Source organism: Glutamicibacter sp. AOP5-A2-18 (assembly GCF_052446055.1).
Classification (GTDB): Bacteria; Actinomycetota; Actinomycetes; order Actinomycetales; family Micrococcaceae; genus Glutamicibacter.
The window spans coordinates 94,634-119,319 of sequence record NZ_JBQSVW010000001.1 but is presented as its reverse complement, the minus strand read 5'-3'; the positions used below and the strand labels follow the sequence as shown (position 1 = coordinate 119,319).

16 protein-coding genes and 3 rRNA genes are annotated in these 24,686 nt (G+C 56.1%); 6 read left to right on the top strand and 13 right to left on the bottom strand.

Translation table 11 applies throughout. From position 1 onward, the window contains the following. Window positions 1-3: 3 nt before the first annotated feature. The 3 genes from pstA to pstS form a co-directional block, all read right to left on the bottom strand. Complete coding sequence (pstA, locus tag ACT3RW_RS00565) at window positions 4-1,146, bottom strand: phosphate ABC transporter permease PstA (protein WP_444612471.1); 1,143 nt, start codon at window positions 1,144-1,146, stop codon at window positions 4-6. Next, window positions 1,146-2,081, bottom strand: coding sequence for a phosphate ABC transporter permease subunit PstC (gene pstC, locus ACT3RW_RS00560; protein WP_131090736.1), 936 nt, complete (start codon window positions 2,079-2,081; stop codon window positions 1,146-1,148). The genes pstA and pstC overlap by 1 nt, the downstream gene beginning before the upstream one ends. Before the next feature lie 117 nt (window positions 2,082-2,198). Further along, a complete protein-coding gene (gene pstS / locus ACT3RW_RS00555; protein WP_444612470.1) occupies window positions 2,199-3,314 on the bottom strand; it encodes a phosphate ABC transporter substrate-binding protein PstS in 1,116 nt (371 codons plus the stop codon). Window positions 3,315-3,531: 217 nt separating this feature from the next. On the opposite strand from pstS, the gene ACT3RW_RS00550 reads away from it, so the two are divergent. Genes ACT3RW_RS00550 through disA form a run of 3 tightly spaced genes read left to right on the top strand, consistent with a single transcriptional unit; the run spans window position 3,532 to window position 7,212 of the window. Further along, the gene (locus tag ACT3RW_RS00550) at window positions 3,532-4,674 is read left to right on the top strand and encodes an FUSC family protein (protein WP_444612469.1); all 1,143 of its coding nucleotides are present in this window, start codon (window positions 3,532-3,534) and stop codon (window positions 4,672-4,674) included. Between the two features lie 35 nt (window positions 4,675-4,709). After that, window positions 4,710-6,104: a DNA repair protein RadA gene (radA, locus tag ACT3RW_RS00545; protein ID WP_131090739.1), complete on the top strand. Its 1,395-nt coding sequence runs from the start codon at window positions 4,710-4,712 to the stop codon at window positions 6,102-6,104. A gap of 34 nt (window positions 6,105-6,138) precedes the next feature. Then, window positions 6,139-7,212 carry a DNA integrity scanning diadenylate cyclase DisA gene (gene disA / locus ACT3RW_RS00540; RefSeq protein WP_131090740.1) on the top strand — a complete coding sequence of 358 codons (1,074 nt, stop codon included), beginning with the start codon at window positions 6,139-6,141 and terminating at the stop codon, window positions 7,210-7,212. Between the two features lie 4 nt (window positions 7,213-7,216). Here the strand turns inward: disA and ACT3RW_RS00535 are convergent, their stop codons facing one another. Continuing rightward, complete coding sequence (locus ACT3RW_RS00535) at window positions 7,217-7,822, bottom strand: hypothetical protein (protein ID WP_444612468.1); 606 nt, start codon at window positions 7,820-7,822, stop codon at window positions 7,217-7,219. A gap of 179 nt (window positions 7,823-8,001) precedes the next feature. Here ACT3RW_RS00535 and ACT3RW_RS00530 point away from each other — a divergent pair, with 179 nt between their 5' ends. Together ACT3RW_RS00530 and ACT3RW_RS00525 are read left to right on the top strand one after the other, a co-directional pair. Next, the gene (locus ACT3RW_RS00530; RefSeq protein ID WP_444612467.1) at window positions 8,002-8,817 is read left to right on the top strand and encodes an A/G-specific adenine glycosylase; all 816 of its coding nucleotides are present in this window, start codon (window positions 8,002-8,004) and stop codon (window positions 8,815-8,817) included. Between the two features lie 13 nt (window positions 8,818-8,830). After that, window positions 8,831-9,631, top strand: a complete 801-nt coding sequence (locus tag ACT3RW_RS00525) for a DUF1206 domain-containing protein (protein ID WP_444612466.1) — start codon at window positions 8,831-8,833, stop codon at window positions 9,629-9,631. A 3-nt stretch (window positions 9,632-9,634) separates the two neighbouring features. On the opposite strand, the gene ACT3RW_RS00520 is transcribed toward ACT3RW_RS00525, so the two are convergent. Next, entirely contained in the window at window positions 9,635-10,147 is a 513-nt protein-coding gene (locus ACT3RW_RS00520) for an amino-acid N-acetyltransferase (protein ID WP_131090744.1), read from the bottom strand. A gap of 128 nt (window positions 10,148-10,275) precedes the next feature. Here ACT3RW_RS00520 and ACT3RW_RS00515 point away from each other — a divergent pair, with 128 nt between their 5' ends. Continuing rightward, window positions 10,276-11,502, top strand: a complete 1,227-nt coding sequence (locus ACT3RW_RS00515) for an MFS transporter (protein WP_444612465.1) — start codon at window positions 10,276-10,278, stop codon at window positions 11,500-11,502. 89 nt (window positions 11,503-11,591) lie between these two features. Here ACT3RW_RS00515 and ACT3RW_RS00510 read toward each other — a convergent pair whose 3' ends face one another. The 8 genes from ACT3RW_RS00510 to ACT3RW_RS00475 form a co-directional block, all read right to left on the bottom strand. After that, window positions 11,592-14,105 carry an ATP-dependent Clp protease ATP-binding subunit gene (locus tag ACT3RW_RS00510; protein ID WP_444612464.1) on the bottom strand — a complete coding sequence of 838 codons (2,514 nt, stop codon included), beginning with the start codon at window positions 14,103-14,105 and terminating at the stop codon, window positions 11,592-11,594. Between the two features lie 264 nt (window positions 14,106-14,369). Further along, window positions 14,370-14,690: a histone-like nucleoid-structuring protein Lsr2 gene (locus ACT3RW_RS00505; protein WP_131090746.1), complete on the bottom strand. Its 321-nt coding sequence runs from the start codon at window positions 14,688-14,690 to the stop codon at window positions 14,370-14,372. A 139-nt stretch (window positions 14,691-14,829) separates the two neighbouring features. Beyond that, window positions 14,830-14,997, bottom strand: a complete 168-nt coding sequence (locus ACT3RW_RS00500; protein WP_165477405.1) for a hypothetical protein — start codon at window positions 14,995-14,997, stop codon at window positions 14,830-14,832. Window positions 14,998-15,000: 3 nt separating this feature from the next. Beyond that, window positions 15,001-16,515 (bottom strand): lysine--tRNA ligase, encoded by a 1,515-nt coding sequence (gene lysS / locus ACT3RW_RS00495; protein WP_444612463.1) that lies wholly within the window; start codon window positions 16,513-16,515, stop codon window positions 15,001-15,003. Between the two features lie 138 nt (window positions 16,516-16,653). Continuing rightward, entirely contained in the window at window positions 16,654-18,627 is a 1,974-nt protein-coding gene (locus tag ACT3RW_RS00490) for a M13 family metallopeptidase (protein WP_444612462.1), read from the bottom strand. A gap of 178 nt (window positions 18,628-18,805) precedes the next feature. Next, window positions 18,806-18,922: ribosomal RNA gene (gene rrf, locus ACT3RW_RS00485) — 5S ribosomal RNA — on the bottom strand. 165 nt (window positions 18,923-19,087) lie between these two features. Continuing rightward, window positions 19,088-22,223 (bottom strand): 23S ribosomal RNA (locus tag ACT3RW_RS00480). Window positions 22,224-22,899: 676 nt separating this feature from the next. Beyond that, a 16S ribosomal RNA gene (locus ACT3RW_RS00475) occupies window positions 22,900-24,425 on the bottom strand. The 16S, 23S and 5S rRNA genes sit together here, the layout of an rRNA operon. Window positions 24,426-24,686: the final 261 nt, after the last annotated feature.

Genomic DNA, 24,686 nt, shown 5'->3' with positions numbered 1-24,686 from the left:
AGCTCAACGGCCCTTCTTGGGAGCGAAGATCGAAGCGACCAGGCGGGCGATCAGGTTCAGTGCCATCACCATCAGAATCAGCAGCAGGGCTGCTGCCCAGGCACGCTGGACCGATGGGTCAACGTTGGTTGGGCTGGTCGGGTTCATGATCTGGTAGTAAATGAAGGTCGGCAACGTGGACATCCAGTTAGCAAACACGTTCATGTTGATGTTGCTTGCGATGCCGGCGGTGACCAAGATTGGTGCGGTTTCGCCGATGACGCGGGCGATTGCCAGGGTGACACCGGAGGCGATGCCGGAGATCGCGGTTGGGACAACTACCTTCAAGATGGTGCGCCAGCGGCGCACACCCAGTGCGAAGGAAGCTTCGCGCAATTCGTTCGGGACAATCTTGAGCATTTCCTCGGTGGAGCGAACCACTGTTGGAATCATCAGTACGCTCAAAGCCACCGCGGCAACAATGCCCATTCGGGCGCTTGGGCCAAGGATCATGCCGAAGAACGCTGCTGCGAACAAGCCGGCGACGATCGAAGGAATACCGGTCATTACGTCCACGAAGAAGGTAATCGCCTTGGATAGCGTCTTGCCCTGACCGTATTCAACCAGGTAAACCGCGGTGAGCATGCCCACTGGTACGGAAATCAAGGTAGCCCAGAGGGTGATCAGCAAGGTGCCCATCACTGCGTGGTACGCGCCACCGACAACTGGTGTGCCGTTTTCCACGCCCTGATTATCTACTGCACCGGTAACACCATTCATCGAGGTGAACAGGAAGTGACCGTTCAGGCCCGGCAGGCCCTTTTCCAGCACCGTGTAGAGCACCGAGGCCAGCGGGATCAGTGCCACGATAAATGCGGCGTAGATCAGGTAGGTCCACATCGCGTTGGTGCCGCGACGCTTGCCTTCCACCACGGTGGTGATTACCGAGGCGGCAACTAAGAAGATGATGGCGGAGTAGATCGCAAAGGCGGCAATGCTAAAACCGGTCAGGGTTGAAGCTGCAGCGCCGATGATGATCGAACCGGCTGCGATGGCCCAGATGGCCCACTTAGGCAGCTTGCCCTTGGCCAGCGAATTGCGCTTGCGTACCGGTGGAACCGGGCTGTTGCCGCTGCTATGTCGTGCGTTAGTGGTTGTAGCGCTCATTAGTTAGCCCCCGAGAATTCCTTGTGGCGGGCGATGATGCCACGGGCGAAGATGTTCACAACCAGGGTGATCAGGAACAGTACTAGGCCGGCAGCGATCAGCTCCGAGAGTCGCAGGCCGAAGGCCTCAGGGAAGTTCAACGCGATTTCCGCGGCGATGGTCTGGTTTCCAGTCTTGATCAGCGAAGGGATCAGGTTGCCTGTGGAAAGCACCAGGGCCACTGCCATGGTCTCGCCCAAGGCTCGTCCCAGTCCCAGCATGACCGCCGAGATAATGCCCGGGCGGGCGAAAGGAAGAACGGCGGTGGTGATCATTTCCCAGCGGGTGGCACCCAAAGCCAGGGCGGCTTCTTCGTGCAACTTTGGAGTCTGCAAGAAGATTTCTCGGGTCAGCGAGGTGATAATCGGCAGAACCATCACGGCCAGCACAATGCCGGCGGTGAGCATGGTCTTACCGGTCTGCGAGGCAGGACCGGCGAAGATCGGGATGAATCCGAGGTTCTTGGCCAGCCATTCAAATCCGGGAACCAAGGCTGGTGCCAGGATCATGTAGCCCCAAGCACCGTAGATCACCGAGGGGATTGCTGCCAGCAGGTCAATGAGGTAGCCCAGCGGGCCAGCAACCTTGCGTGGAGCGAAGTGCGAGATAAACAGTGCCACACCCAGACCGACTGGGGTAGCTATCGCCAGGGCGATAGCCGCGGCGATGACCGTACCGATAACAATCGGCCAGATATAAGCGAAGAATCCTTGACCGCCGGAAACCTCTGCCGGATCGGCAAAGAACGTCGGCAGGGCTTGGATCAGCAAGAAGACTGCGACCGCAAAGAGCGTGATTAGGATCAGTACACCGGCGGCCAGGGCTGCACCGGAGAAGATCTTGTCGCCTAGGCGGCCTGAAGTCGATGACTTGCTTGTCAAAGCATTGGTAGTCATGGCTAGAGCCTTTACAAAACGGGGGTGATGCAGCCAATGCTGCAGGGGTGGAGGGGTGTTGCTGGTGCGGGTGGTCGAGTTCACCACCCGCACCGAGTGCCGGATTCCGGCGAGTTACTACTTGGCGACGGTGATTGCGTCGATAGCCTTGGCAGCCTTTTCTTCGATGCTGCTCGACAGTGGAGCGTTGCCGGCTGAATCCGCAGCAGCCTTCTGGCCCTCAGCGGAAACTACGTACTTACCGAAGGACTTGACCAGGTCAACAGTTGCCTGATCCTTGTAGGTGCTGCAGAAGATGTGGTACGAAACCAAGACGATTGGGTAGGTACCGGCTTCGGTGGTGTCGCGCTTCAGATCCAGTGCCAGGTCGTTCTTGGAGGCACCCTTCACTGGGGTTGCGGTCTCCAGCGCCTTAGCGGCAGCGTCTGCTGAGATCTTGGTGTATTCGTCGCCCACCTTGACGTTGACGGTGGACAGCTTGCCTACAGCCGAGAAGTCAGCGTAGGTGATTGCGCCGTCGGTGGAGGTGGTGGTGGAAACCACGCCGGAGGTGCCCTTAGCGTTTTCCGACTGGATGTCGCTTGGCCATTCTCCGGAAACTTCGTAGTTCCAGACCTTGCCAGCGGCGGCCTTGAGGTACTCAACAAAGTTCTCGGTGGTCCCCGACTCATCGTTGCGGTGAACAACGGTGATTTCCTTGTCCGGCAGGGTTGCATCTGGGTTCTGCTTGGCAATCACTGGGTCATTCCACTTGGTGATTTCCTTCTTGAACACCTTGGCGATGGTCTGCGCATCCATGTTCAGCTCGTCAACACCCTCAAGGTTGTAAGCTACAGCGATTGGCGAGACGTACGCAGGAATGTTGAAAGCGCCTTCTGGGCCACAAATCTTCTTGGACGATTCGGCTTCATCTTCCTTCAGGTAAGCATCCGAGCCAGCGAACTGAGCGCCACCAGCCAAGAATGCCTTACGGCCAGCGCCCGAGCCATCTGGCGAGTACTGTACGTTAGCGCCTGCGTTGGCAGCCTTGAAGCCTGCGCTCCAAGCTTCCATAGCCGAGGTCTGGCTGGAAGCGCCAATGCCGGTCAGGGTGCCACTGGCACCTGAGCCCGACGAGCTTGCGGAGCTGCCCGAGCTTGAGGTGGCGGTCGGATTATCCGAGCCACAAGCAGTCAGTGCGATTGCCGCTACAGAAAGGACGGCAGCTGCACTGCCAAGGCGATTAAGCTTCACGAGTTGGTACTCCCCATGTTGAATACGATGAATATGAAAACTTCCAGCGGATCTTCGCCCGCTTCATCTATGACGTTAAAGAGCCAAGGTAACCAGATCCCCCGGCAAAGATGAACAAAGGGTTAACAGCTTCTACGTATTGTCGTGATCCTGCTCACTAGAGCAATATGCAGGCAACTTCATCGGGTTAAAGCCCTGAGCGTGGGAGACTGACCCTATGGCAATTCAGAGCAAAGCGAAGTCGCTACCAACCCGGGTAACCGGCTTCCTCGCTGCGCGCAACCGCTCTGGGCTGTTACGCGCGCGCAGCTCCCTTCCAAGGATTTTGCGCATGACCATGGGCGCCATCGGCGCCTTCTGGATCGCGGAGAGCATCTGGGGACATACACAACCGATTTTTGCCGCCACCAGCGCACTGATCTCCTTGGGCTTTGGAGCCTCAACCACGATACGCAAAACCGCTGAAGTCGCTTTGGGCTGCACCTTGGGTGTGGCACTGGGCGATACGCTGATGCATTGGTTTGGCCAAGGTATCTGGCAGGCCTCGGTGGTGATGTCGCTGAGTTTGGTGGTGGCTCGTTATCTAGATTCCGGGGCCATCTTCTCCACTCAGCTCGGGATGCAGTCAGCCCTTGTGGTGTTATTGCCGATCAGCGTTGATGGGCCTTTTGCCAGATCCATTGACGCTTTAACCGGATCATTATTGGCGTTGCTGGTGATTGTTCTTTGGCCTTCGGACCCGCGGCGCACCCCGGTCTCAGCGCTCAGCGACTTGTTTAAGGAACTTTCTGAGGCAATTTTGGAATGTTCCTGGGCCATTCGTGACGATGATCGTCGTGCGGCATTCCACGCGCTGATTAAGGCGCGCGCCACCCAGAGTCACCTGGATAAGTTACCCGGCGCTTTTAGTGCTTCGAAGGAACTGGCGATGATTTCGCCGTCCGGACGCCGGCATCGCCATGAGCTCAATCGGCTTTCCGAACGCTTTAACCACTATGACTGGACGGCGCGTAACCTTCGCGTTTTTGCCCGCCGGTTATCTTCGGTCATCACCAATGGGGCGCTGACCCCAGAAGGTGCCGAATCGCTCGCGCCACTTTTGCGTGAAGTGTCCGAAGCGGTGAACGCGCTGGCGCACTCGGTTCGCGAACAGAATCTGGCCGGTCAACGAAAGTACGAACGGGCAGCTATCCGCCAGCTGGAAAATGCGGCAGCACAGCTAGACCCGCAGAGCTTAGGCGTCCAAGGTTTGCAAGGTGAAGGATTAGTCCTGTTGTTGCGCCCGATGATCGTTGACCTTCTAGAATCTGCAGGACGCAATCACGATGAAGCCATCGCAGCGTTGCCCAAGCTCTCCTGAACAAAAATGTCGGCCGGGGTCGATAGCATTAGGCTATGGCCAAAACCTCCACACGCACCAAATCTTCAGCAACCTTCAAATGCTCGGAATGCGGATGGACCACTATCAAGTGGGTGGGACGTTGCGGCGAATGCCAAGCGTGGGGCACCGTTGAAGAAGTAGGCACCGTTTCGGCGCGCACCGTCGCGGCGGCCAAGGTGGCGCATCCGGCTAAGCCAATCGCTCAGATTGACGGCTCCGAGGCAGCCTTCAGGCCCAGCGGTGTTTCCGAACTGGACCGTGTTTTAGGTGGCGGATTGGTTCCAGCTGCAGCAATCCTGCTCGCCGGAGAACCGGGCGTGGGTAAGTCCACACTGTTACTGGATGTAGCGGCAAAGGCAGCAAATACCGGTCTTCGAGTGCTGTATCTGACCGGTGAAGAATCGGCGGCTCAGGTGAAATCCCGGGCCGAACGTATCAACGCCGTGGCCGATAACCTTTACCTCGCTGCAGAAACTGACCTTGCCCTCGCGCTGGGACAGATCCAAGAGATCGACCCACAACTGCTGATTTTGGACTCGGTCCAGACCTTCTCCTCAGCGGAGATTGATGGGGCTGCCGGCGGCGTCTCCCAGGTACGCGAGGTGGCGGCCTCTATCATCAACGCTGCCAAGACCCGGGCCATGTCCACCATCATGGTCGGACACGTGACCAAGGAAGGCTCCGTGGCCGGTCCGCGCCTACTCGAGCACCTAGTTGATGTGGTCTGCCAGTTTGATGGTGAGAAGCATTCGCGCTTGCGCATTCTGCGAGCGCTGAAAAACCGTTACGGTGCTACCGATGAGGTGGGCTGCTTTGATCTGAATGAGGACGGCATTGAATCGCTCACCGATCCGTCCAAGCTTTTTGTCACCCGTACCCGCAATCCGGTACCGGGCACCTGCATCACCGTGACTCTGGAGGGCCGACGCCCGCTGGTAGCCGAGGTGCAGACCTTGTTATCACGCAGTAATGCCCCAGCTGCCCGTCGTGCCACCAGTGGCCTGGATGCTGCACGCGCCCAAATGGTCGTGGCCGTTCTACAAGCTCGGGCCCATATGGATCTTTCTTCGATGGACTCCTATATCGCCACGGTGGGCGGAGTAAAAATTGCCGAACCCGCTTCGGATCTTGCCTGCGCGTTGGCTTTGGCTTCCTCGATGAATGAGTTCCCGCTGCCCCAGGACTTTGTGGCCTTTGGTGAGGTGGGGCTGGCCGGTGAAGTACGCCAAGTTCCCGAGATCTCGCGGCGAATCACCGAAGCCCAACGGCTTGGGTTCTCCTTTGCTATGGCTCCGGCGACCCCGGAACCACTGAAAAACATTCCCGAGGGTATCCACGTATTCCAAGTGGAGAACATAGCTCAGGCACTGGATGTTGCCTTCACCCAGCGACAGAAACCAGCACGATAAACTTGAGTGTTGTCGCCCGCTGAAAGGACGCAAATTGAAAGCGCACCCATCCCCCGAATTTCTTGCCATCTTGGCCCAGATTGCTCCGGGAACCGAACTCGCTGCGGGTCTTGAGCGCATTCAGCGTGGCCGCACCGGCGCCCTGATTGTCTTGGGCCACGACAAGGTCGTGGAATCGCTGAGCTCCGGCGGATTCAGAATCAACGCGGACTACAGCCCAACCCGGATCCGCGAGCTGGCCAAAATGGACGGCGCGATCATCCTTGACGGCACGGCACGGCAGATCCTGCAGGCCGGCGTACAGCTAATGCCCGATGCACAGATTGATACCCAAGAATCGGGCACCCGTCACCGCACGGCCGAACGTGTTGCAGTACAGACTGGCTTCCCGACCATCTCGGTCTCCCAGTCCATGCAAACCATCACCCTGTATGCGGACGGCGAGCGCCACGTGCTTGAACCGGCCGAACGACTGTTGGCCCGAGGTAACCAGGCTGTTGCTACCCTAGAGCGCTACCGGCATCGTCTGGACCAGGTCACCAGCGCTTTATCGGCGGCGGAAATTGAAGACGTCGCCACCGCACGTGAAGTATTGGCGGTTCTGCAGCGCACCGAAATGTTGCGACGAACCAGCGAAGAAATCTCCCGCTACGTTCTGGAGCTGGGTATTGATGGTCGACTGCTAGCGGCACAGCACGCAGAATTGCTTTCCGGGATCCAGGTTGATAATCAGTTGCTCTTGCGTGATTATGCTCAGGCTGAAGGATCCGAACTGGATATCGATCTGGCGCTTGGGCGACTTCATGAGGTCAGTGACGCCCAGCTAATCGATATTGAAGGGCTGGCCAAGATCCTGTTCCCACAGGGAACTATTGGTCAGGATGATCAGCTCTCCCCTAAGGGTTACCGTCTGCTATCGCAGATCCGCACCGTACCTAAGGCCATCGGTGACCGGTTGGTGGCGTCCTTTGATAATTTGCAGCTGCTGATGGCCGCCTCGACCACGGCATTGATGGAAATTGAAGGTGTGGGCGAACAGCGTGCCCGGTCCATCCGTGAAGGGCTAGCTCGAATGGCTGAGTCTTCCCTGCTGGATCGCTACATCTAGCCAGTTACTCCAGTTTGAAGCTCACTGGTTCGGATTCAAATTCTCCGATGGCCGCAGTGAACTTGTAGGTACCGGGGCTCGGCTGCACACTCACGGCCTTGCAACCCGGTGCCGATCGGTCACGGTTCCAGGTGAAACGCGCGTCCTCTTTTTGTCCCGCGGCAAAGGTCAGCGGAACATCTTCACGGTTTTGCAGGCAGTCCACGGTGGAGAAGACGCGGTCGGCTCCACTGGAGATCAAAAATTCTTGCTGGCTGGTTCCCACGTTTAAGTCGCACTCGCGCTTTGAAGTGTTTTCGATACCAAGGATCAGCACCGGTTTTTTGCCAGCCGGGTAGCTTTTAGCGTCGGTGGTCGCGGTAATTTTGATCTCGTCCGACTTGCACTTCTTGGCCGCATCCTCCGAAGATTCTGTGCTTGGCGCTGCCGAAGAGCTCTGCGCCGTCGGCGAAGGAGCCGGCGCGCTCTGCGGGTCGGAAGTGAGCAAACCTGCCACGGCGACAACGCCCCAAATGATCAACCCAATCAGTACCACGGCGATTACCGCCACGGTAATACGCCGACGCCGATAGACGCTGGCTGATGGCTTGGATCCGGGTGCATTGCTCATAGCTTAAGGCTAATTCATCGGCACACCCGATCCCGGTAATGGCAGGGGAATCGAGCCAAATGCACAAGGTTGGATACAGTGGTGAGGTGCAGCAAATCCATCACAAAATCAACCAGTGGTACTTGGCGAACTCAAGGGACCTGCCATGGCGTCGTGAAGGCGCAAGCGGCTGGGAGGTTATGGTCAGCGAATTTATGCTGCAGCAGACTCCCGTGGTGCGCGTACTACCTGTCTGGGAACAGTGGATGAGTCGTTGGCCGCGGCCACAAGATCTGGCCGCCGAACCTTTATCTGAAGCGCTCAAGGCCTGGGGACGGTTAGGTTATCCACGCCGCGCGCAGCGCCTACATGCGGCGGCGATTGAAATCACCACCGAATACAACGGTGAGGTACCGCGCACCGAAGAAGCGCTACGTGCGCTGCCCGGGGTCGGAGACTATACCGCCTCGGCCATTGCTTGTTTTGCCTTTGGTCAGCCCACCGTGGTGGTTGATACCAATATCCGACGGGTACACGCCAGACTCTTTGGCGGCATGGCGCTGCCCGAACCCACCCCGCGGGCTAGTGAATTCGCCCGTGCTCGGCAAGTGCAGCCCGAAGCTAAAGACGACGCAAATTTGTGGAACGTCTCGGTGATGGAACTAGGTGCCTTGGTTTGCACCGCGCGCAGCCCCAAATGTGATGCCTGCCCGGTCTTTGACCAGTGCGCATGGATTGCTGCCGGACGCCCGGCACCGCACTACACCCCCAAAGGCCAAGCCTGGCAAGGCACGGACCGTCAGGTTCGTGGAGCCATCATGGCCATATTGCGAGAACATGAGCATCCGGTGACACAAATATCTTTCCTTGCTGACCTGTCCCTACAGGAGCACACCAGCTATGTGGCGCTAGAAGGATTGCAAGCTGAATTAGCGCAGCGTGAACGAGCCCTGTCCGGTTTGCTCAAAGACGGGCTAGCCGTGCTTGAAGACGGACACATTTGCCTGCCGTCCTAGTTATGATTAGGCCATGAACGCTTCTGTAGACCCGACCAACGCTGCCCACCAGGTAGCCCGGCATCCTTGGTTCGAACGCTTGGCCCGCCTAGGTTATGTCGCCAATGGTGTACTACATGCCACCATGGGCATCCTTGCTGCATTTGTGGCCTCCGGCGGGCACGCAAAGGCAGATCAAAGCGGTGCCATGCGTGCTTTGGCAGCACAACCCTTTGGCATAGTTCTGCTCTGGATCTGCGCGGCCGGGGCACTCTTACTGGGTCTGTGGTCGCTGGCTCAGCTCTTCCTTCCCGAGAAAGAGCTACGGGAGCGACTGAAATTTGCGGGAACGGCCGTGGTGTTCTTGGCCGTTGGTTTCACCTTTGGTCGATTTGCCGTGGGCAGCCCGAGCGATTCGGGAAAGACTACCTCTAGCTTCAGTGGCGAATTGATGAAGTCCTTTGCCGGACGGGCCGTGATAGTTATCATCGGGCTGATCCTGTTGGGTATGGCTTGTTACTACATCTATAAGGGTGTCAGTAAGAAGTTTCTGAAGGATCTGGAAAATTCGAGCCGCCGGGATATCTCCAAGGCGATCACCTACACCGGCATGATTGGCTACCCAGCTAAGGGTCTAGTCCTCGGCGCGCTGGGAGTGCTGTTCATCGTGGCCACCGTACAGGGCGATCCCAAAGAAGCCAGTGGCATTGACGGTGCGCTGAAGGCTATCCGTGATCAAAGTTTCGGCCCCATTGTTTTGGGCGTCATTGGAGTGGGTCTGGTTATCTACGCGCTGTACCTGATCTTGCGTGCGCGCTACGACCAGATGGACTAGAGGCTACTGCTCCAATGAGATGATCATGCGGGTATTGCCCAAGGTATTGGGTTTTACCCGCGCAAGGTCGAGGAACTCGGCCACGCCTTCGTCTCGCGAGTGCAGGATTTCTTGGTAGACAATGGGATCAACTGCGCTCTGATCCGCCATAACGCTAAATCCGTGGCGTTCAAAGAATGCCACTTCAAAGGTCAGACAGAACACCCGTGTTACACCCACAGCCTTGGCCCGGCGGATTAGCTCTTCGAGCAATAGGTGTCCGATGCCTTGGCCGCGCACCTGTTCAGAGGTGGCCAGCGTGCGAATCTCGGCAATGTCTTCCCAGATCACGTGCAAGCCGCCGCAGCCAATGACATTTCCGTCCGAGTCCTGAGCCATCACAAATTCCTGAATGGATTCGTAATAGGTGACTGCTTCCTTGTCCAGCAGGATCCGCTTTTCAGCTAGCGGTCGCACAAGCTCGCGGATCGCTGCGACATCACTGGTTTTTGCTGAACGGACGGTAAAAGTATTCACCTGATAAATCCTATGCCCGATAGTTCGCAGAGTTTAAGTCGATGCCAGAAATGTCATAGAACGATGCGCCTGGTTGCGACTATGCCAAACTGAGCTAGAACCGCAGTTCGACCAGTTTAAGGATGAGGATGTCAGTCAAGGAAGTACGCCCAGGGTTTGGGCTGCTGGCCATCCTCTTATCCGCTGTCGGCATTGCCCCACTGCTTAACTACGGGCTTAGCGCCACAAGTGATCTGGTGATTCGAGATCTGGGCATCACCGAGTCCCAATTTGGTCTGCTGGCTACCGTTTGTTTTGGGTGCGCCGCGATAGGTAATGCTGCGTTTGGTAAATTCTCGGATCGACAACCAGATACCCGGTTGATGCTGATCATTTTTGGTGCCGCCACGCTAGCTATGGGGCTTGCCGCCGTAAATGCCGGCTACATTCTTTTGTTGGTGGCTGCCGGTGTTTCTGGGCTCGCCCAGTCATTTCCCAACGGTGTCACCAATCGTATTTTGGTCCAGCGAGTGCCTAGCGAACAACGGATCAACTGGACCGGGATTAAACAGTCTGGTGTTCAGGTCTCCCAGTTGATAGGCAGCGTGGGGTTCCCGCTTCTGGCCGCCGTCATTGGCTGGCGGGGAGCATCGCTGACCGGAGCCGTACTGGCTGCGGTGCTGGCCATTCTTGCAGTACGCATTCTGAACAGCACACCTCTGCTTCAAGCTCCAGAGTCGAGCCCCAGTAAGCAATCCGGGCCGAAGTCTGAAACCCCGATTGCACAGGCGGCACCTTCTACCCGGTACGTCATTTATGCGTTAACCCTCTTTGGGTTTATCAACGGTGTTGGGGTTCAGGCCACCAATGTGTATTTGGCGCTGTTTGCGGTGCGCGAACTGCACTTCTCGCTCATCGCCGGCGGCCTGACCGCTGCAGTGGCCGGTGTGGTCGGAGTCAGCGCACGAGTGGGTTGGGGCAGGATGATGTCCCGCGGCATCGCTGCACCAAAACTGCTTCTACTACTGGCCTCGCTTGCCACCTGCGGGGCCGTGAGCTTCCTGCTCTCCGAACAATGGCACTGCGCGACGCTGCTCTGGGTTGCGGTGATCTTGCACGGCGCCTCGGCCTTAGGCGTCTCGGTGGTTCTTATGGCTGCCTTGCTCCGCGCGGTTCCTGCTAACCGATTGGGCAGCGCCAGTGGCATCGTCTCTGCTGGGCAATTTGGTGGATTCACCGTTGGCCCGCTGGCCATGGGCCTGCTGGTCGGATCCGCAGGCGGCTTCACCGTTGGTTGGATCTGCGTGATCGGTGTTTATCTTTGCTGCACAGCTCTGGGACTGGTCTTGGTCTTGCGCTCGGCTTCCCGGCGTTAAAGCAAGGCGTTAAAGCAAGGCGTTAAAGCAACTAGCCGTGGAACCAGATTTCTCTTGTTCCACGGCTAGTTGTTACAAACGGTTTGAGCTTAGCTTTCCAGCGCTGCTGGTGCCGGCTCGCCTTCTAGCTGACCTGGGCCGCCTTCGGCGCGGAAGACGAACTTCTGCAGTTCACCCTCGCCCTCAACGTCGACGGTGACATGCTGTCCAGCAACAATCTGACCGAATAGGATCCGCTCGGAGAGCTGATCTTCGATGTCGCGCTGAATGGTACGACGCAGTGGACGAGCGCCCATTGCTGGGTCGTAGCCACGCTGTGCCAACAGGCTGCGAGCACCCTGGGTCAGCTCGATGGTCATCTCGCGTTCCTTCAGACGCTTGGCCAGGCGGCCAACAAACAGGTCGACGATCTCTTCGATCTCGTCCTGGTTGAGCTGAGGGAAGACCACGGTGTCATCAACACGGTTCAAGAACTCAGGGCGGAAGTGCTGACGTAGCTCTTCTTGCACCTTGGCCTGCATGCGCTCATAACCGGTCTTGGTATCCGCGGCCGACTGGAAGCCGGTCATTACACCCTTAGAGATGTCACGGGTACCGAGGTTGGTGGTCATGATGATGATGGTGTTCTTGAAGTCCACTACGCGGCCCTGGGAGTCAGTCAATCGACCGTCTTCCAGAATCTGCAGCAGCGAGTTGAACAGGTCAGCGTGGGCCTTTTCAACCTCGTCGAAGAGCACTACGGAGAATGGACGACGACGGACCTTTTCGGTCAGCTGTCCACCTTCTTCGTAACCGACGTAGCCTGGAGGGGCACCGAAGAGTCGGGAAACGGTGTGCTTCTCCGAGTATTCGGACATGTCCAAGGTGATCAGTGCGTCTTCTTCACCGAAGAGGAATTCCGCCAACGCCTTAGCCAGCTCGGTCTTACCCACACCGGTTGGACCGGCGAAGATGAACGAGCCACCTGGGCGGTTTGGATCCTTCAGGCCTGCACGGGTGCGGCGGATGGCCTGGGAGATGGCCTTGATAGCCGAATCCTGGCCGATAACACGCTTGTGCAGTTCTGCTTCCATGTTCAGCAGACGTGAGGACTCTTCCTCGGTCAGCTTCACAACCGGGATGCCGGTGGAGTTAGCCAGAACTTCAGCAATGAGCTCTTCGGTGACCTCGGATACTTCATCCATGTCACCGTTGCGCCACGACTTTTCCTTTTCGTTGCGCGCTTCAATGAGCTTGGACTCCTTATCGCGCAGCGAGGCTGCTCCTTCGAAGTCCTGTGCGTCGATCGCCGCTTCCTTCTCCAGGCGTACGGTCGCGATCTCCTCGTCCATTTCCTTCAGGGCAGGAGGTGCGGTCATCCGCTGGATGCGCAGGCGGGCACCGGCTTCATCGATCAAATCCACTGCCTTATCTGGCAGGAAACGGTCCGAAATGTAGCGGTGAGCCAACGTTGCGGCAGCCTGTAACGCGCCATCGGTGATGGTCACGCGGTGGTGTGCCTCGTAGCGGTCACGCAGGCCACGAAGGATCTGCGTGGTCAGCTCAACAGTTGGTTCCTTGACCTGAATCGGCTGGAAGCGACGCTCAAGCGCTGCATCCTTCTCGATGTTCTTGCGGTACTCATCAAGGGTGGTGGCACCAATGGTCTGCAACTCGCCACGAGCCAACATAGGCTTGAGGATGGAAGCAGCGTCAATAGCACCTTCGGCCGCACCAGCACCCACCAGGGTGTGGATCTCGTCGATGAACAAGATGATATCGCCACGGGTGCGGATCTCCTTGAGGACCTTCTTCAGGCGCTCTTCGAAGTCACCACGGTAACGGGAACCGGCGACCAATGAACCGAGGTCCAAGGTGTAAAGCTGCTTGTCCTTGATGGTTTCTGGTACGTCGCCGCGAACGATCGACTGGGCTAGGCCTTCAACTACGGCAGTCTTACCAACGCCAGGTTCACCAATAAGAACTGGGTTGTTCTTGGTACGGCGCGAGAGGACCTGCATGACGCGTTCCATCTCGTGCTCGCGACCGATCACCGGATCCAGCTTGCCTTCGCGGGCAGCTGCGGTGAGGTTGCGACCAAACTGGTCCAGTACCGCCGAACCGGCCGGGGTACCTTCCTGCTGTCCGCCCGAGCTAACACCAGCGACGGCAGTTTCCTTGCCACCCTGGTAGCCCGAGAGCAGCTGAATGACCTGCTGGCGCACGCGGCCAAGATCAGCACCCAGCTTCACTAGAACCTGAGCAGCAACACCTTCGCCCTCGCGGATCAAACCGAGCAGAATGTGCTCGGTGCCAATGTAGTTATGACCCAGCTGCAACGCTTCGCGTAGCGACAATTCCAAGACCTTCTTGGCGCGAGGAGTGAACGGGATATGACCGGAAGGAGCCTGCTGGCCCTTACCGATAATCTCCTGAACCTGCTCACGTACGGCACCCAACGAAATATTCAGCGACTCGAGCGCTTTAGCGGCTACGCCATCACCTTCGTGGATTAGGCCGAGCAGCAGGTGCTCGGTGCCGATGTAATTGTGGTTGAGCATGCGCGCCTCTTCTTGGGCGAGCACGACAACTCGACGGGCACGGTCGGTAAATCTCTCAAACATCTTCGGCACACTCCTTGCTTACCAATAATTCGATGCTACGCACCAAGCGCCCGCAATTCGCCCTTGTTCGCCACGGGGATAACCCGAAACGTTACTTCAATACTGCTTGGTGGACGTCGCTTACCGGGACAAACGCCGTTGAATTCTCATGTGAGGGAAAACAGTAGGTCAATTAAATTGATAGATCACGGTCATCGTTATAAGCAAATGAGTCGGCGCATTGAATGTGCCGACTCATTTGAAGTCTTTGACTAACCGAGCGAATTACTTCGTGCGGTTGCGTCCGCCCTTACGCATTGCAGCGTTGTAGGATTCTACAACCTCTGCATTAAGGCGCCCACGAGCGTTGACCTTGATATTGTTTTCTTTTGCCCAAGCACGAATTGCTGGGGCTTCGCTAGTCGCCGTCTGCTTCGACGAACGCGCAGCTTCTACATACGGATCAATGGCCGCGTGGAATTCTGCAGCATGTTCGTCGTTCAGGTCGATTTCGAAGTGCTGACCAGCAATGCTGAATGCAATTGATTCAGTTGCTTCGCTGCCATCAATATCGTCAATCAGGGCGATTTGAACCTGACGTGCCATCTGGGGATTCCTCCGAGCTTGAATGTACCGAACTAGGCGTCAAATGAGACACCAGTCCTTTTCAATGTTCAAGCCTATACAAATAGCATCAGAAAATTCTAATTCTGATCAATATTCACAAGGTTCTATCAGGAATACTCTAATTCTCGTTCGTTGGATTATTGGAATCCGCACGATTTTGAATAAGCGCATCTGCTTCAGCTTCGGCCTGACGCTCTTTTCGGTCCGCGTTAGTAATCGCTTTCATCACGTACCAAAAAAGCAGAGCCAGGGCGATTGTTGGAACAATAGCCTCGACGTACAACATTATTTATGCCTCCGGCTTTAGCAGTGGGAAGAGAATCGTTTCGCGAATACCCACGTTGGTGAAGAGCATTACCAATCGATCGATACCCAGTCCGATACCACCCATCGGTGGTGCACCGTATTCCAGGGCACGCAGGAAGTCCTCGTCAAGCTGCATTGCTTCAGGGTCGCCGCCAGCGGCCATCAGCGACTGCTCGGTGAGGCGTTCACGCTGAATGACTGGGTCGATCAGCTCCGAGAACGCGGTACCGCGTTCCATGCCACCGATGATGAGGTCCCATGCTTCGATAACGCCTGGCTTCGAGCGGTGTGGACGAGCCAGCGGCTGAGCCAGTGGCGGGTAATCACAAACGAAGGTTGGGTCGATCAAAGTTGGCTCGACAATTTCGCCAAAGAGCTCGATAACTAGCTTCTGAGCTCCCCAAGCAGGATCGATCTTTACTTCGTGCTTGGCCGCAACTTCGCGCAACACCGAAGCGTCGGTATCTGGAGTGATCTCCACACCCACAGCCTCAGCCAGGCCAGGGTACACGCTCAACCAGCGCCATTCGCCGTCCAGGTTTGCGGTGCCCTTAGGGGTTTCGACGGTTCGGCCAGCGCCAATGGCGTCGGCGGCGTTAAGGATAATTTCCTTCATGCGATCGGCCATCACGTACTGATCTGCGTAGGCTTCGTAGCATTCTAGGGTGGTGAATTCAGGCGAGTGAGTTGAGTCCACGCCTTCGTTGCGGAAGATGCGTCCGACTTCGAATACACGGTCCACGCCACCAACAACACAACGCTTGAGGTACAGCTCAGTGGCGATGCGCAGGGTCATTTCCTGATCAAAAGCGTTCAGGTGAGTCTTGAATGGACGGGCCGATGCACCACCGTGAACCAGCTGCAGCATTGGGGTCTCAACCTCAACGTAGCCATGGTTTTCTAGGGTGTTACGTACGGCGCGAACAATGCCGGCACGCTTGTAAACCATTTCGCGAGCTTCATTGCGCACGATCAGGTCCGCGTAGCGCTGACGCACACGGGTAGCTTCATTCAAATCCGCGTGCAGCACTGGCAGCGGGCGCAGTGCCTTGGAGGCCATTTCGTAGGTATCGGCCATGATCGACAGCTCGCCGCGGCGTGAAGAAATCACCTTGCCGCTAACAAAAACGTGGTCGCCGAGGTCAACGAGGGACTTCCACTGGGCAAGGCGTTCTTCGCCGACGTTAGCCAAGGAAAGCATCAGCTGCAGGCGCACACCCTCACCATTGGGGCCGCCTTCCTGCAAGGTGGCGAAGCACAGCTTGCCGGTATTGCGCATAAAGACGATACGGCCAGCGACGCCTACTACGTCTTCGGTTTCTTCGCCGGCTTCAAGGTGCTCGTACTTATCGCGGATTTCCAGCAGCGAGTGGGTGCGAGCCACACCTACAGGGTAGGCTTCCTCACCCTTGGCCAGGAACTGGTTTCGCTTATCAGTGCGAACCTGTCGCTGGTCGTTGGTATCAATGGGCTGTGCGGCATTATTTTCGGAAGTCACAATTACCCATTCTACGTGTCATTGCGTGCCCGCAATGCCGTTCATGATCAGACTTACACCCGCTAATTTCCCACCGGGTACACCAGAGCACCGGCAAAGCGAAGTTTGCCGGTGCTCTGGTGCGTGATCGGTGGTGATTTACCAGATTTCGACGCGGTCTTCTGGGTCCAGCCACATGCCATCGCCTGGCTTGGTGCCAAAGGCTTCGTGGAAGGCGCTCAGGTTCTTGGGAACCTGGTTGCAACGGAATTCGCCCGGTGCGTGTGGGTCGGTGCGAACGCGGACCACTGCGGTTTCCGGACGGATCAGCGTACGCCAGCATTCAGCCCACGAGTAGAAGAAGCGCTGGTCACCGCTGACTCCGTCGATCACTTCATCCTCGGTGATGCCACGAGCGGCAAGCTCGAGCTTGTACGCCTTGTAGGCGATGCCCAGTCCGCCAAGGTCGCCGATGTTTTCACCTAGGGTCAGCGCACCGTTGACCTGGTGCTTGGGTGCTTCGGTGGGAGCCAGTGCGTTGTACTGCTCCACCAGCTTGCCGGTCAGCTTCTCAAATGCTTCGCGGTCCTCATCGGTCCACCAATTGGTCAGCTGGCCGGTGCCATCGTACTGCGAGCCTTGGTCATCAAAACCGTGGCCGATCTCATGGCCGATCACCGCTCCGATCGCACCAAAGTTCGAGGCGATATCGCGATCTACATCAAAGAATGGCAGGCGCAGGATGGCTGCCGGGAATGCGATTTCGTTCAGCAGCGGGTGATAGTAGGCGTTGACGGTCTGTGGGTACATGAACCACAGTTCGCGGTCCACCCCGTCATCGATCTTCTTCAGCTCGCGCTTAAACTCAAACTCATTGGCCGCGGCCAAATTGGCAATCACATCAAGCTCATTGGTGGTGATCGACGAGTAATCGATCCACTGATCCGGGTAGCCAATCTTTGGCCGGAACTTCGAAAGCTTATCCAGCGCCTTTTCGATCGTTGCCTCGCCCATCCAGGACAGTTGGACGATAGAGATCCGGTAGGCCTCGGTCAGTCGCTGCACCAGCTGATCCATGGCATCTTTGGCCTCTGGCGGGAAATTCTTGGCAACGTAAAGTTGGCCGATGTCTTCACCTACGGCGCCTTCGGTGAAGGATACGCCGCGCTTCCAGCGATCGCGGATCTGCTCCACACCGCCGAGCTTGGCGGAGTAGAAGGAGAAGTTTTCGTTGACGAAGTCACTGGAGAGGTACGGCGCGAAGGAACGCAGCACCTGCACGTTAAGCCAGTTCCTCCATGCGTCTAGCGGCTGGGATTCGATGAGGCCCGCCAGACCTTCAAGGTAGCTGGGCTGCCAAACAACAACTTCGCCGTAGTACTTTGCTTCAATCCCTGCCCCGGCCAGCCAGGACTTCAGACCGTCAAAGAGTTCAAAGAGCGATTCGCCGGTCATAAGGTTGTAGCGTGCCTGAGCATCGCGTACCTTCACCCGATCCCAGTGGAATTCGGCGATAGCCTTCTCCAGCGCAACGACGCTATCGGCTGCCGAGCCCGCATCACTAATCCCGCCAAGGCTTAGCAGTCGCTGCAGGTGGTCCCGGTAATCAGCGAGGGTCTCGGCCAATTGCTCATCGTGATAGTAGGACTCATCGGGCAGGCCCAATCCACCTTGCAGAAAGGTCAAAAGGTTTCGCTCTGGGTCCCCTGCGTCGTTCATCGCGCCAATTTCGAGGAATCCGCTAATACCCTTGCGGTAGAAAGATCCCGAGAGCTTCAGCAGTGACTGCACGGAAGTAACTTCATTAATGGCGTTGAGGTAGCCAGCGATCGGCTCTGCGCCACGCTCTTGAATCGCCGCTTCATTCATGAAGGAACCATAGAGGTGAGCGATGCGCTTAGTTGCCTCATCGGTAGCTGAGCCCGATTCGTAGGCCTTGACGGCTTCTTTGATGATGGCGTGAACGGCATCTTCGGCCTGGTCACGCAGTTCCATGAACGAACCGTAGATCCCTTGATCACCTGGGATGGTGGCCGTTTCGAACCACTTACCGTTGCTATGACGGTAAAGATCATCCTGGGGACGAACCGAATCGTCGCGGTAACGCAGCGGGCTCGTTGTCTCAGTGGTCAAGGCATGACTCCCTCGGTAGCAGAACAAGTTATTTCTACTACACACTGTAGCCAGTTCTCCGAGAATAAAGAGCTCGAGCGCCTTAGGTGCGCGGACGGCTTAACCATGGTGGTTAAACAGGTGAGGCCCCAACCAAAAGGTTAGGGCCTCAAACCAACATTCATCTTTATTAAGTTAAGTCCGGCGGTGACCTACTCTCCCACACCCTCACGAGTGCAGTACCATCGGCGCAGTGGGCCTTAGCTTCCGGGTTCGGTATGGGACCGGGCGTTTCCCCCACGCTATGACCGCCGTAACAATCACGAAGCACACAAACCAATTTTCTGGTGTTGTATGAAACGATGCGACAAAAACTACTTGTCAAGTCTCATGTTTAGTTTCGGTTGTCGAGTTGTTGTCTCGTAACCGCATAGTGAACGCGAACAGCAATGATCTTATTAGTCATTATTGTATATATTGTGTGTTGAAAGTCATCGGCCTATTAGTACAGGTCAGCTACACAAGTCTTTAGTCCTTGCTTCCACATCCTGCCTATCAACCCAGTGGTCTAGCTGGGGGCCTCACACACTCAAGGTGCATGGAAATCTCATCTCGAAGCAGGCTTCCCGCTTAGATGCTTTCAGCGGTTATCCCTTCCCAACGTAGCTAATCAGCGATGCACTTGGCAGTACAACTGACACACCAGAGGTTAGTCCGTCCCGGTCCTCTCGTACTAAGGACAGCCCTTCTCAAATTTCCAACGCGCGCAGCGGATAGGGACCGAACTGTCTCACGACGTTCTAAACCCAGCTCGCGTACCGCTTTAATGGGCGAACAGCCCAACCCTTGGGACCTACTCCAGCCCCAGGATGCGACGAGCCGACATCGAGGTGCCAAACCATGCCGTCGATATGGACTCTTGGGCAAGATCAGCCTGTTATCCCCGAGGTACCTTTTATCCGTTGAGCGACGGCCCTTCCACGAGGTGCCGCCGGATCACTAGTCCCGACTTTCGTCCCTGCTCGAGCTGTCACTCTCACAGTCAAGCTCCCTTGTGCACTTACACTCGACACCTGATTGCCAACCAGGCTGAGGGAACCTTTGGGCGCCTCCGTTACATTTTAGGAGGCAACCGCCCCAGTTAAACTACCCATCAGGCACTGTCCCTGAACCAGATCATGGTCCGAAGTTAGGTGACCGGTACAGCCAGAGTGGTATTTCAACGATGACTCCACCTGAACTAGCGTCCAAGCTTCACAGTCTCCCACCTATCCTACACAAGCTGCACCGAACACCAATACCAAACTATAGTAAAGGTCTCGGGGTCTTTCCGTCCTGCTGCGCGTAACGAGCATCTTTACTCGTACTGCAATTTCGCCGAGTTCATGGTTGAGACAGCGGGGAAGTCGTTACTCCATTCGTGCAGGTCGGAACTTACCCGACAAGGAATTTCGCTACCTTAGGATGGTTATAGTTACCACCGCCGTTTACTGGGGCTTAAATTCTCAGCTTCGCAACAAGTTGCTAACCGGTCCTCTTAACCTTCCAGCACCGGGCAGGAGTCAGTCCGTATACATCGTCTTGCGACTTCGCACGGACCTGTGTTTTTAGTAAACAGTCGCTTCCCCCTGGTCTCTGCGGCCCACACCCGCTCACAACTGCAAGAGCTGATCACGGGGCAGGCCCCCCTTCTTCCGAAGTTACGGGGGCATTTTGCCGAGTTCCTTAACCATGATTCTCTCGATCGCCTTAGTATTCTCTACCTGATCACCTGTGTCGGTTTGGGGTACGGGCGGCTAGGACCTCGCGCCGATGCTTTTCTAGGCAGCATAGGATCACCGAATCACCCACCAAAGTGGGCGCCTATCAGGTCTCAGACATCATGAACCGCGGATTTACCTACGACTCGTCCTACACCCTTGGACCAGGTCAATTCCATTGCCTGGCTCGGCTACCTTCCTGCGTCACACCTGTTAATACGCTGACCTCACTGCATCGGTTCCCACCACATCAACCAACAAAAACACCCGAAGGCATCAACAGTTGGAATCCATCATGGTTAGCATCAACAGCTCAGTATGGGCGGTCCTTCGCCGGTACGGGAATATCAACCCGTTATCCATCGACTACGCCTGTCGGCCTCGCCTTAGGCCCCGACTAACCCAGGGCAGATTAGCTTAACCCTGGAACCCTTGATCATTCGGCGGACGGGTTTCTCACCCGTCATTCGCTACTCATGCCTGCATTCTCACTCGTATAGCGTCCACCGCTGGTTTACACCGCGACTTCACCCGCTATACGACGCTCCCCTACCCATCCAAACGCCCAATCCGAAGACCAAGCAAATATTTGAATGACGCAACTTCGGCGGTGTGCTTGAGCCCCGCTACATTATCGGCGCGGAATCACTTGACCAGTGAGCTATTACGCACTCTTTCAAGGGTGGCTGCTTCTAAGCCAACCTCCTGGTTGTCAAAGCAACTCCACATCCTTTCCCACTTAGCACACGCTTAGGGGCCTTAGTTGGCGTTCTGGGCTGTTTCCCTCTCGACTATGAAGCTTATCCCCCACAGTCTCACTGCTACGCTCTCACTTACCGGCATTCGGAGTTTGGCTAACGTCAGTAACCTTGTAGGGCCCATTAGCTATCCAGTAGCTCTACCTCCGGTAAGAAACACGTAACGCTGCACCTAAATGCATTTCGGGGAGAACCAGCTATCACGAAGTTTGATTGGCCTTTCACCCCTACCCACAGCTCATCCCCTCCATTTTCAACTGAAGTGGGTTCGGTCCTCCACACGCTCTTACACGCGCTTCAACCTGGCCATGGGTAGATCACTTCGCTTCGGGTCTAGATCACGCCACTCAAACGCCCTATTCAGACTCGCTTTCGCTACGGCTTCCCCACACGGGTTAACCTCGCGACGTAACACTAACTCGCAGGCTCATTCTTCAAAAGGCACGCCATCACCCAGGAACAAGTCCCAGGCTCTAACGGATTGTAAGCGCACGGTTTCAGGTACTATTTCACTCCCCTCCCGGGGTACTTTTCACCATTCCCTCACGGTACTGATTCACTATCGGTCATCAAGTAGTATTCAGGCTTACCAGGTGGTCCTGGCAGATTCACACAAGGTTTCACGGGCCCCGTGCTACTCGGGTATCAACACTAGAACGGCAGACACGCATTACACCTACGGGACTATCACCCTCTATGGTCCGGCATTCCAACCGATTCACCTATACGCCTGCACCTCATCCCACCAGCAAGATAGCGCTGGTACATGTCAACCCCACAACCCCGATGATGCAACGCCTATCCGCTATCACACACCAACCGGTTTAGCCCCATCCGCGTTCGCTCGCCACTACTAACGGAATCACTATTGTTTTCTCTTCCTGCGGGTACTGAGATGTTTCACTTCCCCGCGTTCCCTCCACACAGCCTATACATTCAGCTGCAGGTCACACCACATAACATGGTGCGGGGTTCCCCCATTCGGAAATCCTGGTCTCAACGTCCGGTTATCGACTCCACCAGGCTTATCGCAGATTCCCACGTCCTTCATCGGCTCTTGATGCCAAGGCATCCACCGTGCGCCCTTAAAAACTTCAACACAAAACAAAGTTCTCAGAATTGAGCAATAAAACAATCTAACAAAATCACACAGACAAGACTCAAACACCCTACAACCCAAGGAAAAAGGGTCATAAGACTCATCTCATCTGCAAGATGCTCGCGTTCACTATACAGTTCCCAAACAACAACCCCACACCCCCACAAACACACCCACCAACAACAACCCAAAAGGACTATTGCTCGTACCGAGCATGCCTGCAGCAAACACAGGACAAACACCGAAACACCAAGAACCCCGCCACCCAAGAAGACAATCAACCAACCATCACAACACCAACCCCAAAAGGCCAGCACCACAACACTTGATCAAATCATCCACCAGGGACGGAGGCTTGTTGCCTCAAAACCCAACAGCATGCCAAACCATACAAACCACACACCATCAACACCCACATTCCAACACCACCACCACACACCAACAAACCCACCCAAAAGGACGGATTCACTCATGTGAAGTAACAATGCGTACTCGCAAGCACCAACACCATACAGCCACAGCCAATACCCCGACACACACCCCAACCACTCATAATGAGGACCAGCGTGCGCACGTTTTCCAGTATTGAGTTCATTGATATTCCACCCATGAGCAACCCACCCGTACAACACTCGTGCACAGACATGGGCAACCATAATAATGGTTAGCTCCTTAGAAAGGAGGTGATCCAGCCGCACCTTCCGGTACGGCTACCTTGTTACGACTTAGTCCCAATCGCCAGTCCCACCTTCGACGACTCCCCCCACACAAGGTGGTTAGGCCATCGGCTTCGGGTGTTACCAACTTTCGTGACTTGACGGGCGGTGTGTACAAGGCCCGGGAACGTATTCACCGCAGCGTTGCTGATCTGCGATTACTAGCGACTCCGACTTCATGGGGTCGAGTTGCAGACCCCAATCCGAACTGAGACCGGCTTTTAGGGATTAGCTCCACCTCACAGTATCGCAACCCATTGTACCGGCCATTGTAGCATGCGTGAAGCCCAAGACATAAGGGGCATGATGATTTGACGTCATCCCCACCTTCCTCCGAGTTGACCCCGGCAGTCTCCCATGAGTCCCCACCACTACGTGCTGGCAACATGGAACGAGGGTTGCGCTCGTTGCGGGACTTAACCCAACATCTCACGACACGAGCTGACGACAACCATGCACCACCTGTGAACCAGCCCCGAAGGGAAACCCCATCTCTGAGGCGGTCTGGCACATGTCAAGCCTTGGTAAGGTTCTTCGCGTTGCATCGAATTAATCCGCATGCTCCGCCGCTTGTGCGGGCCCCCGTCAATTCCTTTGAGTTTTAGCCTTGCGGCCGTACTCCCCAGGCGGGGCACTTAATGCGTTAGCTACGGCGCGGAAAACGTGGAATGTCCCCCACACCTAGTGCCCAACGTTTACGGCATGGACTACCAGGGTATCTAATCCTGTTCGCTCCCCATGCTTTCGCTCCTCAGCGTCAGTAAATGCCCAGAGACCTGCCTTCGCCATCGGTGTTCCTCCTGATATCTGCGCATTTCACCGCTACACCAGGAATTCCAGTCTCCCCTACATCACTCTAGTCTGCCCGTACCCACCGCAGATCCGAGGTTGAGCCTCGGACTTTCACGGCAGACGCGACAAACCGCCTACGAGCTCTTTACGCCCAATAAATCCGGATAACGCTTGCGCCCTACGTATTACCGCGGCTGCTGGCACGTAGTTAGCCGGCGCTTCTTCTGCAGGTACCGTCACTTTCGCTTCTTCCCTACTGAAAGAGGTTTACAACCCGAAGGCCGTCATCCCTCACGCGGCGTCGCTGCATCAGGCTTTCGCCCATTGTGCAATATTCCCCACTGCTGCCTCCCGTAGGAGTCTGGGCCGTGTCTCAGTCCCAGTGTGGCCGGTCACCCTCTCAGGCCGGCTACCCGTCGTCGCCTTGGTGAGCCATTACCTCACCAACAAGCTGATAGGCCGCGAGTCCATCCCCCACCGATAAATCTTTCAACAACCCACCATGCGGTAAGAAGTCATATCCGGTATTAGACCCAGTTTCCCGGGCTTATCCCAAAGTCGGGGGCAGGTTACTCACGTGTTACTCACCCGTTCGCCACTAATCACCCGTGCAAGCACGGGGTCATCGTTCGACTTGCATGTGTTAAGCACGCCGCCAGCGTTCATCCTGAGCCAGGATCAAACTCTCCATAAAAAAATAAAAAGCCATCAGCAACCCCTCGGAAAATAAGGGCGAAACCAATGAAGTCCTGGCGAATAAAAAACACTCAAGAACATCACACGGGGGTGCAATGCCTCAAGCAAATGTTATGTATTCACCAAATAAAATAAATATTCGGTATCAACAAACTTGGCACACTATTGAGTTCTCAAACAACAAACACTTACCGGTTCTTTACCGACCATTTCAGGCGGTAATTTCGTCCAGCGTTATATTCAAATCTTATCACCGTGA